This is a genomic window from Pseudomonas sp. LBUM1651 (assembly GCF_059716135.1).
Genome location: NZ_CP166805.1, coordinates 6071328 through 6087203, shown reverse-complemented (window position 1 = coordinate 6087203; position 15876 = coordinate 6071328). Strand labels below are relative to the sequence as shown.

At 62.1% G+C, this 15876-nt stretch carries 11 protein-coding genes; all 11 read left to right on the top strand.

What is annotated here, in order from left to right; translation table 11 throughout:
* The first annotated feature begins 9 nt into the window (after positions 1-9).
* The 11 genes from tssH to ACA066_RS28510 all read left to right on the top strand — a co-directional run bounded on the left by tssH (position 10) and on the right by ACA066_RS28510 (position 15876).
* Positions 10-2646 (top strand): type VI secretion system ATPase TssH, encoded by a 2637-nt coding sequence (tssH, locus tag ACA066_RS28560; protein ID WP_497697523.1) that lies wholly within the window; start codon positions 10-12, stop codon positions 2644-2646.
* A 10-nt stretch (positions 2647-2656) separates the two neighbouring features.
* The gene (locus ACA066_RS28555) at positions 2657-4174 is read left to right on the top strand and encodes a sigma-54 interaction domain-containing protein (RefSeq protein ID WP_497697522.1); all 1518 of its coding nucleotides are present in this window, start codon (positions 2657-2659) and stop codon (positions 4172-4174) included.
* Positions 4175-4444: 270 nt separating this feature from the next.
* Positions 4445-4585: a hypothetical protein gene (locus ACA066_RS28550; RefSeq protein WP_008030659.1), complete on the top strand. Its 141-nt coding sequence runs from the start codon at positions 4445-4447 to the stop codon at positions 4583-4585.
* Positions 4586-4602: 17 nt separating this feature from the next.
* A complete protein-coding gene (tagH, locus tag ACA066_RS28545) occupies positions 4603-5799 on the top strand; it encodes a type VI secretion system-associated FHA domain protein TagH (RefSeq protein WP_497697521.1) in 1197 nt (398 codons plus the stop codon).
* Positions 5800-5804: 5 nt separating this feature from the next.
* Positions 5805-6305, top strand: coding sequence for a type VI secretion system lipoprotein TssJ (tssJ, locus tag ACA066_RS28540; protein ID WP_497697520.1), 501 nt, complete (start codon positions 5805-5807; stop codon positions 6303-6305).
* 2 nt (positions 6306-6307) lie between these two features.
* Positions 6308-7639 carry a type VI secretion system baseplate subunit TssK gene (tssK, locus tag ACA066_RS28535; RefSeq protein WP_497697519.1) on the top strand — a complete coding sequence of 444 codons (1332 nt, stop codon included), beginning with the start codon at positions 6308-6310 and terminating at the stop codon, positions 7637-7639.
* 5 nt (positions 7640-7644) lie between these two features.
* Positions 7645-8520: a type IVB secretion system protein IcmH/DotU gene (icmH, locus tag ACA066_RS28530; RefSeq protein WP_497697518.1), complete on the top strand. Its 876-nt coding sequence runs from the start codon at positions 7645-7647 to the stop codon at positions 8518-8520.
* Between the two features lie 13 nt (positions 8521-8533).
* Positions 8534-12073 carry a type VI secretion system membrane subunit TssM gene (tssM, locus tag ACA066_RS28525; RefSeq protein WP_497697517.1) on the top strand — a complete coding sequence of 1180 codons (3540 nt, stop codon included), beginning with the start codon at positions 8534-8536 and terminating at the stop codon, positions 12071-12073.
* Positions 12073-12801, top strand: a complete 729-nt coding sequence (locus ACA066_RS28520) for a PP2C family protein-serine/threonine phosphatase (RefSeq protein WP_497697516.1) — start codon at positions 12073-12075, stop codon at positions 12799-12801. The genes tssM and ACA066_RS28520 overlap by 1 nt, the downstream gene beginning before the upstream one ends.
* Positions 12798-13799: a serine/threonine-protein kinase gene (locus ACA066_RS28515; RefSeq protein ID WP_497697515.1), complete on the top strand. Its 1002-nt coding sequence runs from the start codon at positions 12798-12800 to the stop codon at positions 13797-13799. The genes ACA066_RS28520 and ACA066_RS28515 overlap by 4 nt, the downstream gene beginning before the upstream one ends.
* Before the next feature lie 28 nt (positions 13800-13827).
* The gene (locus tag ACA066_RS28510) at positions 13828-15876 is read left to right on the top strand and encodes a type VI secretion system Vgr family protein (RefSeq protein ID WP_497697514.1); all 2049 of its coding nucleotides are present in this window, start codon (positions 13828-13830) and stop codon (positions 15874-15876) included.

Sequence of the window (15876 nt, the reverse complement as noted above, 5' to 3'; positions counted from 1 at the left end):
AGATGACCAATGATCAACGTAGACCTGCAACAACTTATCCAGGCGCTGGACGCCGAAACCCGTCGTGATCTGGAAAGTTCTGCCGAGCGCTGCGTCGCCCGTGGCGGCAGCAAGATCCTCGTCGAAGACTTGCTGCTGGGCCTGCTGGAGCGCCCGCAAGGCCTGCTCGCACGCGCGCTGCAGGACTCCGAAGTGGATGCCGGCGAGCTGAGCGCCGCGTTGCAATCGCGGGTCGAACACAGTGCTTCGCGTAATCCGGTATTCGCCCCGGAACTGGTGCAGTGGCTGCAAGACGCGTTGCTGGTGGCCAACCTCGAACTGGGCCAGAGCCAGGTCGAGCAAGCCGCATTGATCCTCGCGCTGCTGCGTAACCCGATGCGCTACGCCGGCAGCCGTTATCAGTCGTTGCTGGCCAAACTGAACATCGAGCGCCTGAAGGAATTTGCCCTGTCGCAGAAAGAACAACCAGCGACTGGTAAACCTGCAGTGCCGGGCGAATCGCTGCTGCAGCGCTTCACCCACAACCTGACCCAACAGGCTCGCGACGGCAAACTCGACCCGGTGCTGTGCCGCGATGGCGCGATCCGGCAGATGGTCGATATCCTCGCCCGTCGTCGCAAGAACAACCCGATTGTGGTCGGTGAAGCCGGCGTCGGTAAAACCGCGATCGTCGAAGGTCTGGCTTCGCGCATTGCCGCCGGTGAAGTACCGCAGGTGTTGAAAGGCGTGGAACTGTTGTCGCTGGACATGGGTTTGTTGCAAGCCGGCGCCAGCGTCAAAGGTGAATTCGAACGTCGCCTCAAAGGCGTGATTGACGAGGTCAAAGCGTCGCCGAAACCAATCATCCTGTTCATCGACGAAGCGCACACACTGATCGGCGCGGGCGGCAATGCCGGTGGTTCCGATGCGGCCAACCTGCTCAAGCCTGCGTTGGCACGCGGCGAATTGCGCACCATCGCGGCTACCACGTGGGCGGAGTACAAGAAGTACTTCGAAAAAGACCCGGCGCTGGCCCGTCGTTTCCAACCGGTGCAACTGCACGAACCGACCGTCAGCGAAGCGGTGACTATCCTCCGTGGCCTGGCTCAGGTTTACGAGAAGAGCCACGGCATCTACCTGCGCGATGACGCGGTGGTGGCGGCGGCCGAATTGTCTGCCCGTTACCTCGCCGGTCGTCAATTGCCAGACAAGGCTGTCGATGTGCTCGACACCGCGTGCGCCCGCGTACGCGTCAGCCTCGCCGCCGCCCCGGAAAGCCTTGAGCGCCTGCGTGGCGAGCTGGCTGAAGGGGGCCGTCAACGTCAGGCGCTGCGTCGTGATGCCGAAGCCGGTTTGTTGATCGATCACGAAGCGCTGGATGCTTTGGAAGATCGTCTGGTTACTGCCGAAGACGAAATGGTCGCCCTCGAAACGCTGTGGACCGAGCAGAAAGAACTGGCCGAACGCCTGCTGGATCTGCGTCAGCAACTGGCCAAGGCTCGCGAAGCTGCTGCCGTTACGGTTGAAGAAGACGCCGAAGGCAGCGTGATCGAAACGCTACCGGTCGACGAAGCGCAAAGCGTCGAACACCTGGAAGCCCAGCTCAACGAAACCCACAAAGCCCTGACCGATGCCCAGGTCAAAGAACGCCTGGTGAGCTTCGAAGTCTGCCCGCGTCTGGTGGCTGAAGTGATCAGCGCCTGGACCGGCGTGCCGTTGGCGCAACTGGCCCGTGAACACAACGCCAAGGTCGCCAGCTTCGCCACCGACCTGCGCACGCGTATTCGCGGTCAGGAACAAGCCGTTCACGCCCTGGATCGCTCGATGCGCGCCACCGCTGCTGGCCTCAATAAACCGGATGCACCGGTCGGCGTGTTCCTGCTGGTCGGCCCGAGCGGCGTCGGCAAGACCGAAACCGCACTGGCTCTGGCCGACTTGCTGTACGGCGGTGACCGTTTCATCACCACCATCAACATGTCCGAGTTCCAGGAGAAGCACACCGTCTCGCGCCTGATCGGTGCGCCACCGGGCTACGTCGGTTACGGCGAGGGCGGCATGCTCACCGAAGCCGTGCGCCAGAAGCCGTACTCGGTCGTACTGCTCGATGAAGTCGAGAAGGCCGACCCGGACGTGCTCAACCTGTTTTACCAAATCTTCGACAAAGGCGTGGCCAACGACGGCGAAGGACGCGAGATCGACTTCCGCAACACGCTGATCCTGATGACCTCGAACCTGGGCAGCGACCGCATCAGCGAGCTCTGCGAAAACGGTGCGCGGCCGACCGCCGAAGTGCTTGAAGAAACCATTCGCCCGGTGCTGAGCAAACACTTCAAACCGGCGCTGCTGGCGCGCATGCGCGTAGTGCCTTACTACCCGGTCGGCGGCCCGGTGCTGCGCGAGCTGATCGAAATCAAACTCGGTCGTCTGGGCGAGCGCCTGAACCGTCGCCAACTGGATTTCACCTACTCGCAAGACCTCGTCGATCACCTGGCCGAACGCTGCACCCAAAGCGACAGCGGTGCGCGTTTGATCGATCACTTGCTTGACCTGCACGTGCTACCGCTGGTGGCCGATCGTTTGCTCGACGCGATGGCCACCGGGGAAAGCCTCAAGCTTGTCCACGCGACGCTCGACGGCGGCGCTAGCGTGACCTGCGAGTTCGCCTGAGGTGGGTGTGATGTTCACTCAAGTGCCGCAGCCGCTGGTGTATGCCGAAGCCTTGCTGGCGCAGTTCGCCAGCCTGTCGCGGGCGGCGGACGGCGCTGCGCTGCTGGGTGACTTCGTGCGCGGGGTGGCGGAGCTCAGCGGGTGCGAATTGACGCAGCTGTACTTGCTGGACGCGACCCACACCTGCCTGGGGATGAACGCCGAGTGCCTGAACGGCATCCTGCAACCGCGCGAATCTGCGAGCTTGCCGGCGGATTACAACGGTGAACAACTGCTGCAATTCGCCCTGTGCCAGAACCGTGTGGTGAGCCTCGGCGAACTGAGCGGCAGCCTGCACGAAACCAGCTTCCTGCCGCCGCAGGCCACGTCGTGGCAGTCGCTGTTGTGCGTGCCGCTGGTCAATCAGCAGAAGGCGGTCGAAGGTTTGCTGCTGTGCGCCAGCCGCCGGCACATCGACCTGCAAGGCTTTGCCGATTCCCTCGGTCAACTGGGTTCGTTTGTGCTCGGCCAACTGCATTTGCTTCACCGTCTGCGTCAGCCGACCGGTGATGCACGACCGCTCAAGGCCAGCGTCCCGAGTGCCAGTGGTTACGGCCTGATCGGCAAGAGCAAGGCCATGCGCGAGACCTATTCGCTGATCAGCAAAGTCCTGCACAGCCCTTACACCGTGCTGTTGCGCGGCGAAACCGGTACCGGCAAGGAAGTGGTCGCCCGCGCCATTCACGACTGCGGCCCGCGCCGGTCCCAGGCGTTCATCGTGCAGAACTGCGCAGCGTTCCCCGAGAACCTGTTGGAAAGCGAGCTGTTCGGCTACCGCAAAGGCGCCTTCACCGGCGCTGACCGTGATCGTGCCGGGCTGTTCGACGCGGCCAATGGCGGCACCTTGTTGCTCGATGAAATTGGCGACATGCCGTTGTCGCTGCAAGCCAAGTTGTTGCGCGTGTTGCAGGAAGGCGAGATCCGCCCGCTGGGTTCCAACGACACCCACAAGATCGACGTGCGCATCATCGCCGCGACGCACCGGGATTTGTCGGTGCTGGTCAGCGAAGGCAAATTCCGCGAGGACTTGTACTACCGCCTCGCGCAATTCCCGATCGAATTGCCGGCCCTGCGTCAGCGCGAAGGCGACATCCTCGATCTGGCCCGGCACTTTGCCGACAAGGCCTGCGCATTCCTGCAACGAGATGCGGTGCGTTGGTCCGACGCAGCGCTGGATCACCTGTCCGGTTATGCCTTCCCCGGCAACGTGCGCGAACTCAAAGGCCTGGTCGAACGCGCGGTGTTGCTGTGCGAGGGCGGCGAATTGCTGGCCGAGCATTTCTCCCTGCGCATGGAAGCCATGCCGGAAGACAACAGCCTGAACCTGCGCGAACGCCTGGAGCAGGTCGAACGCACTCTGCTGCTCGATTGCCTGCGCAAAAACGACGGCAACCAGACCCTCGCCGCCCGCGAACTCGGCCTGCCGCGCCGCACGCTGCTGTACCGCCTCGGGCGCCTGAATATCAATTTGGGTGACTTCGATGGTTAACCCCATTTTCAATCGGCGAAATCCTGTGGCGAGGGAGCTTGCTCCCGCTCGGCTGCGCAGCAGTCGTAAAACACTGGATGCGGTTTTCCTGAAACACCGCAGAGCCTGGATTTGGGGCTGCTTCGCAGCCCAGCGGGAGCAAGCTCCCTCGCCACAGGGAATTGGCTCTAACCATCGGATTAGAGCCTCACAGCCCATTTCATTTGCTTTCGATAGCGCCGCCCGAACGGGCCGGCGCTTTGTGCTTTGTCTACCCCTGGAGACCCTCTGATGTCTGTTCGTCACTGGCAAGCCGTCCTGCTGACCCTCGTCGTTCTATGCGGCCTCGGCGGCTGCAGCGGCAATTACAAATTCAACGACAACACCTATCGCCCATTGGGTGATCCGCAGGCGGTCAATCGCGGCAAGTGACCGCAAGGAGTATCACCATGGAACTGGTTTTCGAAATGCTGAACACCAAGCAGTTCGTGCCCACGGAGCTGTGCCAGAAGACCTTCAAACAGGCCGGTGGCGTGATTGGCCGGGGCGAGGATTGCGACTGGATCATCCCCGACCGCAAGCGTCACCTGTCCAACCACCACGCGATGATCAGCTACCGCGAAGGCACGTTTTTCCTGACCGATACCAGCAGCAACGGTATTCAGGACAGCGAAAGCGGTGCGCGCCTGCGCAAGGGCGAGCCGATGCGCATCGAACACGGCAGCGTCTACGTGCTGGGTGATTTCGAGATCCGTGCGCGGCTGGTGCGCGACCCGGCGACCTTCGACGTGGAAGTCGGACGTCCGCAAGCGGCGGGCAGCATCATTCCGGACGACGCGTTCCTCGACCTCGATCCACTGAACGCCCTTGATCAGCAAGAGCGCGTGTACTCGGAAATTGACGAACTGATCTCCCCGAGCACCACCATTGAGGACACCCGCCAGCGCGCCGACTACGCACGCATCGACATGGAAAGCCTGATGGTGCCGGAGCTGATCGATGCCCCGGCCGAACCTGCGCCAGCCCCGGTGCCGAAAGCGCGTGAGCGTCAAAGCGAAGGTTTCTGGGAGCACTTCGGCACCGCGCTGGGCGTGGACCTCAAAGGCCTCGACCACGACGCCCGCGAAGCCCTGGCGTTGAACGCTGCACGCCTGCTCAAGCAAAGCGTCGGCGGTTTGCAGCAGAGCCTGCGCACCCGCAGCGAACTGAAAAACGAACTGCGTCTGGCCCAGACCACCGTGCAAGGCACCAACAAGAACCCGCTGAAATTCGCCGTCGATGCCGGTGAAGCACTGGGCATTTTGTTGCAGCCGAACAAACCGGGCCAGTTGCCGGCGGAGCAGTCGATCTCCCGCGCCTTCCGCGATTTGCAGGCCCATCAGGTTGCTCTGCTGACCGCCAGCCGCGCCGCTGTTCGCGGAACCCTGGAGCACTTCTCGCCGCAGCAATTGACTTTGCGTTTCGAGCGCGACAACAAGCCGTTGCTGGCCACGTCCGGCAGTCGCTGGAGAGCCTACGGTCGTTATCACCAGGCGCTGCGTCAGGACGATGACTGGAGCGAGCGCCTGTTGGCCCGCGACTTCGCTCAAGCCTACGAAGAACAGATCCGCCTGATTTCCACCCTTCACACCGACCACCAAGGATGATGCACATGTCTCGCTGCTCGACCGCTTTTTTCAAGACGCTGACGACGCTCATGGCCTTGGTGCTGCTGGCCGGTTGCTCGTCGCTGTCGCCGTATTCCAACGTGACCAAAGTCAATCTGAAGCTGACCGGCAGCGATCAGCTGAACCCGGACCTTAACGGGCGCCCTTCGCCGATTGTCGTACGTCTGTTCGAACTCAAGCACCCGGTGACGTTCGAGAACGCCGACTTTTTCAGCCTCTACGAGCGCGCCAAGGAATCCCTGGCCCCGGACCTGGTGGCCAGTGAAGAGCTCGAATTGCGCCCCGGCGAAACCATCGAACTCAAGCTCAGCGTGGAAGAGGGCAGCCGTTACGTCGGGATCCTCGCGGCGTATCGCGACCTGCCGGAAACCAAATGGCGCTACACGGTGCAAGTCACGCCGGTGGAAGTCACCGAGGCTGACCTGACCCTCGACCAGTCCGGTATTCGCAACAGCAACGAAACGCTCGCCAAGGCGGATGACTGATCATGAATTCCCATAAAGTCATTTGGCAGGAAGGCATGCTGCTGCGCCCGCAGCACTTCCAGCACAACGATCGCTACTACGATCACCAGATGAAAACTCGTACCCAGCTGCTGGGTAGTTACACTTGGGGTTTCCTCAATCTCGACATCGATTTGCAGTTCCTCAACATGGGCAAACTGGTGATCAGCCAGGCCTCTGGGATTCTGCCGGACGGCAGCCTGTTCGAACTCGGCGGCAACACCGAGCCGCTGGCGCTGGACGTGCCGCCGAACACCGGCAACACGCCGATCTACCTGGCGCTGCCACTGGTCACCGGTAACCACATCGAGTCCCGTCGTCCGGAGCAATCCGACGTGCTGGCGCGCTATACCGCGTACGAAGCCGAAGTGGCCGACTCCAACGCCGGCGACGACTCCGCCAGTCAGGTCAGCTGCGGCCGCCCGGACTTCAAGCTGTTGCTCGGCGAGCAGCAGAGCGATCAGGCCTACGTGAAACTGAAGATCTGCGACGTGCTCGACACCACGCCCGACGGCGTGATCAGCCTCGATCCGGACTTCGTGCCGACCTACATTCAGGCGCATTCCTCCAGCTACCTGCTGTCGTGCTTGAAAGAAGTAATCAGCATGCTCGGTCATCGCGGCGACACCATCGCCGAGCGCATCCGTTCCAACGGCAAGGTCGGTGGCGCGGAAGTCGGTGACTTCATGATGCTGCAACTGATCAACCGCACCGAGCTGCTGTTGCGTCACTACCTCGGTCTGGAACAGGTTCACCCGGAAGAGTTGTACCGCACGCTGCTGACCATGCTCGGTGATCTGGCGACGTTTTCCGGCGACAGCAAACGCCCGCGCCTGGACAGCCGTTACCAGCACAGCGACCAGGGCGCGAGCTTCCGCAAACTGATGGAAGCGATTCGTCAGGTGCTGTCGATGGTGCTCGAACAGCACGCCATCGAACTGGTCCTGCAAGCGCGTCAGTACGGGATCATCGTTTCGCCGTTGCACGACCACAAACTGCTGGGCTCGGCGTCGTTCGTGCTCGCGGCCAGTGCCAACTGCGACTCCGAAGAACTGCGCCACCGCTTGCCGGCGCACCTCAAGGTCGGCCCGGTGGAGCGCATCCGCCAACTGGTCAACCTGCACCTGCCGGGCATCAAGGTCAAACCGTTGCCGGTGGCCCCGCGGCAGATCGCGTTCCACTCCAACAAAACCTATTTCATCCTCGAACTCAGTTCCGAAGACCTGGCGCAACTCGAGCGCTCCGGCGGCTTCGCGTTCCACGTGTCCGGCGAATTCGCCGAGCTTGAACTGAAATTCTGGGCCATCAGGAACTGACCGACATGATCAAGGACATGGAACACCATCAGGACGATAAAACCGTCTTGCTCGACCGCCAGGGCCACGGCCCGGCGCAAAGCCCGCTGACTGACTTCGCTGCACCGCCACGTTTCGAACAACTCGAAGAGCGAATGATTTACGCCGCGCGCCTGCGTCCGGCGGAGTCCTTCAACATCAGCCTCAATTCGCTGGTGGCCGCCGGCTCCAACCTGTTGTCGGAAGTGGTGCGACTCAAGCACAGCGCCGCCCGCGAAGACCTGTACGCGCTCAACGAGCGCCTGACCGCCGGGTTGAAGCTGTTTGAAGTGCGTGCGCTGCACGAGGGTGCGGAAAGCAGCCAGGTGATGGCCGCGCGTTACGTGCTCTGCACCGTGGTCGACGAAGCCGTCGTGACCACGCCGTGGGGCAACGAAAGCGAGTGGTCGCAGATGAGCCTGCTGAGCAGCTTCCACAACGAAACCTTCGGGGGCGAGAAGTTCTTCAAGCTGCTGGATCGCCTGTCGAAAAACCCGGTCAAGCACCTGCCGATGCTGGAGCTGATGTACCTGTGCCTGTCCCTCGGTTTCGAAGGCAAGTACCGCGTGCAAGCGCGCGGCATGCTCGAACTCGAAGGCATCCGCGATGCTTTGTATCGGCAGATTCGTCAGCTGCGCGGCGACGTGCCGCGCGAACTGTCGCCGCATTGGGAAGGCTTGAACGATCAGCGCCGCAGCCTGGTGCGCATCGTGCCGGCGTGGATGGTGGTGTTGTTCACCGTGGTTTGCCTGGTGGTGATGTATTCGGGTTTCGCCTGGGTCTTGGGCGAGCAACGCGACACCGTTCTGCAACCTTATCAGCCGCTGGATTCCGCCGCGGTCCAGCCGCAGTCGCAGCCGTAAACAGGGACGTGTGATGAAAAAGTTTTTCAAGAAAGTCGGCGCGTTCGTGCGCCAGACCTGGGTCTGGACCTTGCTGCTGGTGTTGTTCGTCGCGCTGCTGGTGTGGTTTGTCGGGCCGCTGCTGGCGGTCAATGACTACAAGTTCTGGGAAGGTTCGACCTCCCGCCTGCTGACCATCAGTGTGCTGTTCCTGATCTGGGGCCTGACCATGGTCTTCGTCAGCTGGCGCGCCGGTGTGCGCAAGAAAGCGGTCGAAGACACCGAAGACGGTCAGGACCGTATCCGTCGCGAAGAGCAGATCGACGAAGAGCAGAAAGAGTTGAAGGAGCGTTTCAAGGACGCCCTGAAAACCCTGAAGACCTCGAGCCTGTATCGCGGCCGCAGTGAACGCTGGCGCAGTGATTTGCCGTGGTATTTGCTGATCGGCCCGCAGGGCAGCGGCAAGACCAGCCTGCTGGACTTCTCGGGCCTTGAGTTTCCGATCAACAAGATCGACCGCAAGCTGACCCGCGACACCCTCGGCACCCGTCATTGCGACTGGTATTTCGCCGACCACGGCGTGCTGATCGACACCGCCGGGCGTTACCTGACCCAGCCGGATGCCGAAGTTGACGGCAGCGCCTGGAGCACTTTGCTCGACCTGCTGCGCAAGCGTCGTCGCAACCGTCCGTTGAACGGCGTGCTGGTGACCATTCCGGTGGAAATGCTGCTGGGCGACACCGAGCAGGATCTGGATGCGCTGGCCCGTCAGGTGCGTGCTCGCCTGCAAGACGTGCATCAAAAACTCCACGTCGATGTGCCGATTTATCTGGTGCTGAGCAAGGCTGACCAGTTGCTCGGTTTCGATGAGTTCTTCGATCAGCTGACCCGCGAAGAAAGCGATCAGGTGCTCGGCACCAGCTTCCGCAAAGAGCAGAGCGGCACCGACGTGACCGTCCTGCGCGCCGAGTTCGAAGAGCTGCTGCGTCGCCTGAACAGTCAGGTGATCATGCGCATGCACCAGGAGCGCGACACCCAGCGCCGTGGCCGCATCCTCGACTTCCCGCATCAACTGGGGCAGATCGGCGAGCGCCTGTGCCTGTTCGTCGACATGGCGTTCACCGGCAACCGCTACCAGCGTGTCAGCCAGTTGCGCGGTTTCTACCTGACCAGCGCACCACACTTGACCCAAGAGATGGACCAGACCACTGCCGGCATCGGCGCCAATCTGGGGATCAACTCCGGCGTGTTGCCAACCCTGCGCAGTGGCCGCTCGCGGTTCATTCATCACTTGCTCAGCCGGGTGATTTTTCCCGAGGCCGATCTGGCCGGTCTGGACAAGCGCGAACGCAGCCGTATCCATTGGGGGCAGCGTGCGTTGTACGTCGGTGCATTGGCGGCGTTGGGCCTGTTCGGTCTGCTGTGGGCGGGCGGTTTCTCGGCGAACTACGAGCGTCTGGAAAACTTGCGAAACCTGGCGCAAACCTGGACGCAACAACGCTCGGCCCTGACCGCGCGTGATGATTCCATGGCGGTGCTCAAGACCCTCGACACCAGCTACGCGGCGACTCAGGTTTTCCCGAAAAAGGGTGACGTGTCGTACCACGAACGCGGCGGCCTGTATCAGGGCGAAGACGTCAACCCGGTGGTCAGGGCGGCTTACGAGCGCGAGCTCGAAACGCAGTTGCTGCCGAAGATCGCGACCCTGCTGGAAGGGCAGATCCGCGCCAACATGAAGGACCGCGAACGCCTGCTCAACAGCCTGCGTGCGTACCTGATGCTGAACATGCAAGACCGTCGCGACGGCCCATGGCTCAAGGATTGGGTCGCCACCGAATGGTCCCAGCGTTACGCCGGCAACACCGCGGTGCAGAACGGTCTGAACACCCACTTCGAGCGTTTGCTGAAGCAGCCGTTTATCTACCCGCTGAACGATCAACTGGTGGCTCAGGCGCGTCAGGTTTTGCGCAGCGAGTCGCTGGCCAACGTGGTTTACCGGATGCTGCGCGAGCAGGCCCGTAACCTGCCGGAATACCGCTTGAGCCAACACCTGGGCCCACAAGGTGCGCTGTTTGTCGGCACCGATTACGTGATCCCGGGTTTCTACACCCAGCAGGGTTATCAGCAGTATTTCTCGGTTCAGGGCTCCGCACTGGTCACCGACATCCTGCGTGACAACTGGGTGCTGGGCGAAGGCTCGGGCATCAGCGGCATGGACTTGCGTCGCCTGATGGTCGAACTGGAGCAACTGTACTTCCGCGACTACGCCAACTTCTGGAGCGAAGCCGTGGGCCAGGTTGCATTGCCCGCGATCAGCGACTTCAGCGAGGGCGCCGAGCAACTGGCGGGCCTGACCTCGGCCAACTCGCCGGTGCTGCAACTGCTGGTGGAAGTGCGCGACAACACCCGTTTCCCGGCAGAAGCCGATCCGGTTGATGGCGCGGCTGATGCCGCTGCTGCACTGGGCGAGCAGAAAGGCAAGTTGGGCAAGCTGGGCAAACTGGCGTCTGCCGCCGCGGACAAAGCCTCGGACATGGCCGCCACAAAGAACCTGCCGGACACCGCGAAGAAATCCCTGCAACGCCGCTTCGAACCGCTGCATCGTTTGCTGGATGACAACAACGGCCCGGCCGCTGATTTGACCCCGGCACTGAATGCGCTCAACGACCTGCAAATGCAACTGGCGAGCCTCGCGCGTGCCAGTGCGCCGGAGCAGGCCGCGTTCGAAATGGCCAAGACCCGCATGAGCGGCCAGCGTGATGCGCTGAGCAACCTGCGCAATGCGTCGAACCGTCTGCCGCGTCCGGTCAGCGTGTGGTTCAACGTGCTGGCCGAAGACACCTGGCGTCTGGTGCTGAACGATTCCTACCAGTACCTGAACCAGCGTTATCAGAGCGAGCTGTACAGCTTCTACGGCAAGGCGATCAACAAGCGCTACCCGTTCAGCGCCCACAGCACCAGCGACGTGGCGATCAGCGACTTCCGCGAGTTCTTCAAGGCGCAGGGCATCGCCGATCGTTTCTTCGAGACCTACATGCGTCCGTTCGTGAGTGGCGATCCGGGCAACTACCGTCTGCGCAGCATCGACGGTCACAGCATGCCGATCTCCAAGCTCTACCTCGACCAGATGGCCGCGGCACAAGTGATTCGCCAGAGCTTCTTTTCGATCAACCCGGCCGAGCCGCAAGTGCAGTTCAAACTGGAGCCGTACACCCTCGACCCGGCGGTCAGCCGGTCCGAGTTCAAGTTCGGCGACAAGACCATCGAATACCGCCACGGCCCGATCGTGCCGGTGTCGTTCAAATGGCCGACCGATGCTGAAGACGGTCGCACCAGCCTGGTCCTCGACAAAATGGCCGGCCGCCCGATCGGCATCGAGAAGAACACCGGCCCGTGGTCGCTGTTCCGTCTGTTCGACCTCATGCAGACCGAGTACCTGAGCGGTCGCGATGTGCTGGTACTGAAAGCCGATGTGGGCGGCCTGCGCGCCAACTACTTGCTGTCCAGCCAGCGCACGCCGAACCCGTTCGACATGGGCGTACTGCGTACCTTCCGTATGCCGGTGCAGCTCTGATGCTGGTTGCCAGTCCCTGGCGCAGCGCTGCGCGTACCGATGCCGGCAAGGTTCGGGCGCGCAACGAAGATGCTTTTCTCGACTGTCCACAGCAGGGGCTGTGGGTGGTCGCGGACGGCATGGGCGGTCATCAGGGTGGCGACGTTGCCAGCCAGTTGATCGTCGCCAGCCTGGCGGAATTGCCGGTGCAGGATGACTTCGACGAACGACTCAAAGGCATTCGCCAGTGTCTGCACTGGCTCAACCGCCGCTTGGGCCAGGAGTTGACCGTCACCGCCGGGCGCCACGACAGCATCATGGGCAGCACCGTCGTGGCGCTGTTGGTGGAAGGCAATCGCGCGGCCTGCATCTGGGCCGGCGACAGCCGTTGCTACCTGTGGCGCGGCCAGCGTTTGTATCAGCTGTCCAAGGACCATTCGCTGCGACAGCAACTCATCGACGAGCAACAAATGAGCCTCGAAGACGCCCGTGCGCATCCTTCCGCCCACGCCTTGACCCGTGCGGTCGGGGCGGCCGAGCAGCTGACGCTGGACGTGCTTGAGCTCGAGGTCTACCCCGGCGATGCGTTTCTGTTGTGCAGCGATGGTTTGTACAACGGGCTGAGCACTGATGCCTTGGGCAATGCCCTGAGCCTGACCGCGCCACACGTCGCGCTGGAGCGTCTGTTCGACGGCGCTTTGCGTGGCTCGGCCCGGGACAACCTGACTGCCGTGGTGATCCGCCAATGACTCAACTCATGCCGCCGCTCGACGACCTGCTGGTGAGCGAAGAGCAAGACAGTAACCTGACTTACTTTGCGTTCGCCAAATCGCATAAAGCAGAGCCCGCGCTGGCGCCTACAAAGGCCAGTGTCGGTGCAATGCCGGACGTGCTGGCAGGCCGTTACCGCATCGAGCGCCTGCTCGGTGCCGGCGGCATGGGCGCGGTTTACCGCGCACGGGACTTGCTGAGCGAACAGTTCGGCGATCCCGACCCTTACATCGCGCTGAAGATCCTCAGCGAAGAATTTGCCGAATCGCCGGACGCCAGCGCCTTGCTCTACAGCGAGTTCGCCCTGACCCGACGACTGCGCCACGACAACGTGCTGCGACCGCACACCTTTGAAGTGGACACCGATTGCCAGCGCGCCTTCATCACCATGGAACTCATGCGTGGGCTGACCCTGGACAAACTGCTCTGCGAGCGGCCCTTGGGCCTGCCGTGGAAAGAACTGCGCGACATCGCGTTGCCGTTGCTCGACGCACTGGCCTACGCCCACGCTCGCGGCGTGCTGCACGGCGACATGAAGCCGAGCAACGTGATGCTCAGCGAAGAAGGCGTGCGCCTGTTCGACTTCGGACTGGGCCAGGCCGAGGAGGGCATCCTCCCCGGCTTGCCACACCTGAGCCGCGACCGCTTCAACGCCTGGACCCCAGGCTACGCCGCACCGGAACTGCTCGAAGGCCAGCCGCTGTCAGCCAGCGCCGACGTCTACGGCGTGGCCTGCGTGCTCTACGAACTGGCGGGCGGCAAACACCCGTTCCGCCGCTTGCCTTCGACCGAGGCCCGCGACGCGCACCTCGACCGCGAACTGCACGCGCCCCGGAATCTACCGAAACACTGCTGGCCAGCCCTGCGCACGGCGCTGGCATTCGACGCGGCCGATCGAACGATCACTGCCGCCCAATTGCGTGACGCCATGGGCGCCACTTCGTCTTTGCTGCAACGTCTGCGACTTCGGGCGTAACGGATGACTACCGAACAGGGAGCAAGCAATGTTCAACTCAGCTAACGAAACGCACTTCAGCCTGACCGTCGACGGCTCTCAAGTCGATCAGGCCGGCGACCTGCAAGTGCTGTCGTTCACCGGCACCGAAGGCATCAGCCAGCCGTATCGCTTCGACCTCGAACTGGTCAGCGAAAACCCCGATCTGGACCTGGAAAAACTCCTGCACAAGCAGGCATTCCTGGCGTTCGATCCGCAGGGCAGTGGCATCCACGGCCAGATCTACCGCGTCGCCCAAGGTGACGCCGGCAAACGCCTGACCCGCTACAAAGTCTCCCTGGTGCCGCACCTGCAATACCTGCATCACCGCACCAACCAGCGCATCTACCAGCAGATGTCCGCGCCGAAAATTATCGCGCTGATCCTCGAAGAACACGGCATCAAGGGCAACGCCTACAACTTCCAGCTCAGCCAGCCGTGCCCGGACCGCGACTACTGCGTGCAGTACGACGAAACGGACCTGCACTTCGTCCAGCGCCTGTGCGAGGAGGAAGGCATTCACTACCACTTCCAGCACAGCGCAAAAGCTCACCTGTTGGTGTTCGGTGACGATCAGACCGTGTTCCCGAAACTCGGCCAGCCAACCGCTTATGTGCAAGGCAGCGGCATGGTCGCCGACGAGCCGGTGATCAAGGGCTTCAAACTGCGCCTGGAAACCCGCACCAGCCGCACCACGCGCCGCGACTACGATTTTGAAAAACCACGCCTGCAACTCGAAGCTGCCTACAAGCCGGATGTTCAGAGCGACGAACCAGACCTCGAAGACTACGACTACCCCGGTCGCTTCCTCGACCGTGCGCGCGGCAAATTCCTCAGCCAGCGCGCCCTCGAACGCCACCGCGCCGACTACCAGCAAGCCGAAGGCCACGGCGACCAGACCCGCTTGATCAGCGGCCACTTCCTGGAAATGTCCGACCACCCGCGCACCGAGTGGAACGACCTCTGGCTGCTCACCGAAATCGTCCATGAAGGCAAACAGCCGCAAGTCCTCGAAGAGTCGGTGACCAGCGACACCACCGACAACAAAGACGACTTCCATCAGGGCTACCGCAACCGCTTCCTCGCCACCCCATGGGCCGTGTTCTACCGCCCGGCGCTGGAACATCCAAAGCCCCGCGTACTCGGCAGCCAGACCGCCATGGTCACCGGCCCCAAAGGTGAAGAAATCCACTGCGACCAATACGGCCGCATCAAAGTGCAATTCCACTGGGACCGCGAAGGCCAGGCCGACGACAAAACCAGCTGTTGGATGCGCGTCTCTTCGAGTTGGGCCGGTGACCGTTATGGCGCCATCGTCATTCCGCGCATCGGCATGGAAGTCCTCGTCACCTTCCTCGAAGGCGACCCCGATCAACCGCTGGTGACCGGATGCCTGTACCACAAGGAAAACCAGGTTCCCTACGACCTGCCGGCGAACAAGACCCGCAGCGTCTTCAAAACCCTCAGCTCACCGGGGGGCGGCGGGTTCAATGAACTGCGAATTGAAGACAAGAAAGGGGCGGAGCAGATCTTCATCCATGCCCAGCGGGATTGGGATGAAAACATCGAGCATGACCAGAAGATTCGGGTTGGGAATGAACGCCACGATACCGTGGAGAAGAACACCTACACCGAGCTGAAGGCGGAAGAGCATCGGACCACGGTTGCGGATCGCAAGATTGAAGCGCGGATGGATGACCACCTGACGATTGGGCAGAACCAGCATGTGAAGCTAGGGACTGCGCAGCTAACTAGCGTTGGGAAAGAGATTCATCTGAAGGCTGGGGACAAGATTGTCATCGAAGCCGGGATGGAGCTCACCGTGAAGGCGGGAGGGAGCTTTATCAAGCTGGATGCTGGCGGGATTACCGTGGTTGGGCCGGTGATCAAAATCAATGCTGGCGGTTCGGCGGGGAGTGGGACCGGGATTGGCATCAAGCCACCAGTGCTGCCGGGGGCGGCGGATAAGGATAAGGCGGGGAGTTTGATGGACCAGGCGTTGTTGAATGCACCGCCTGAGAAGGTTAAGCCGAAGGCTTTTTTTGTGTTTTCTGAGTGA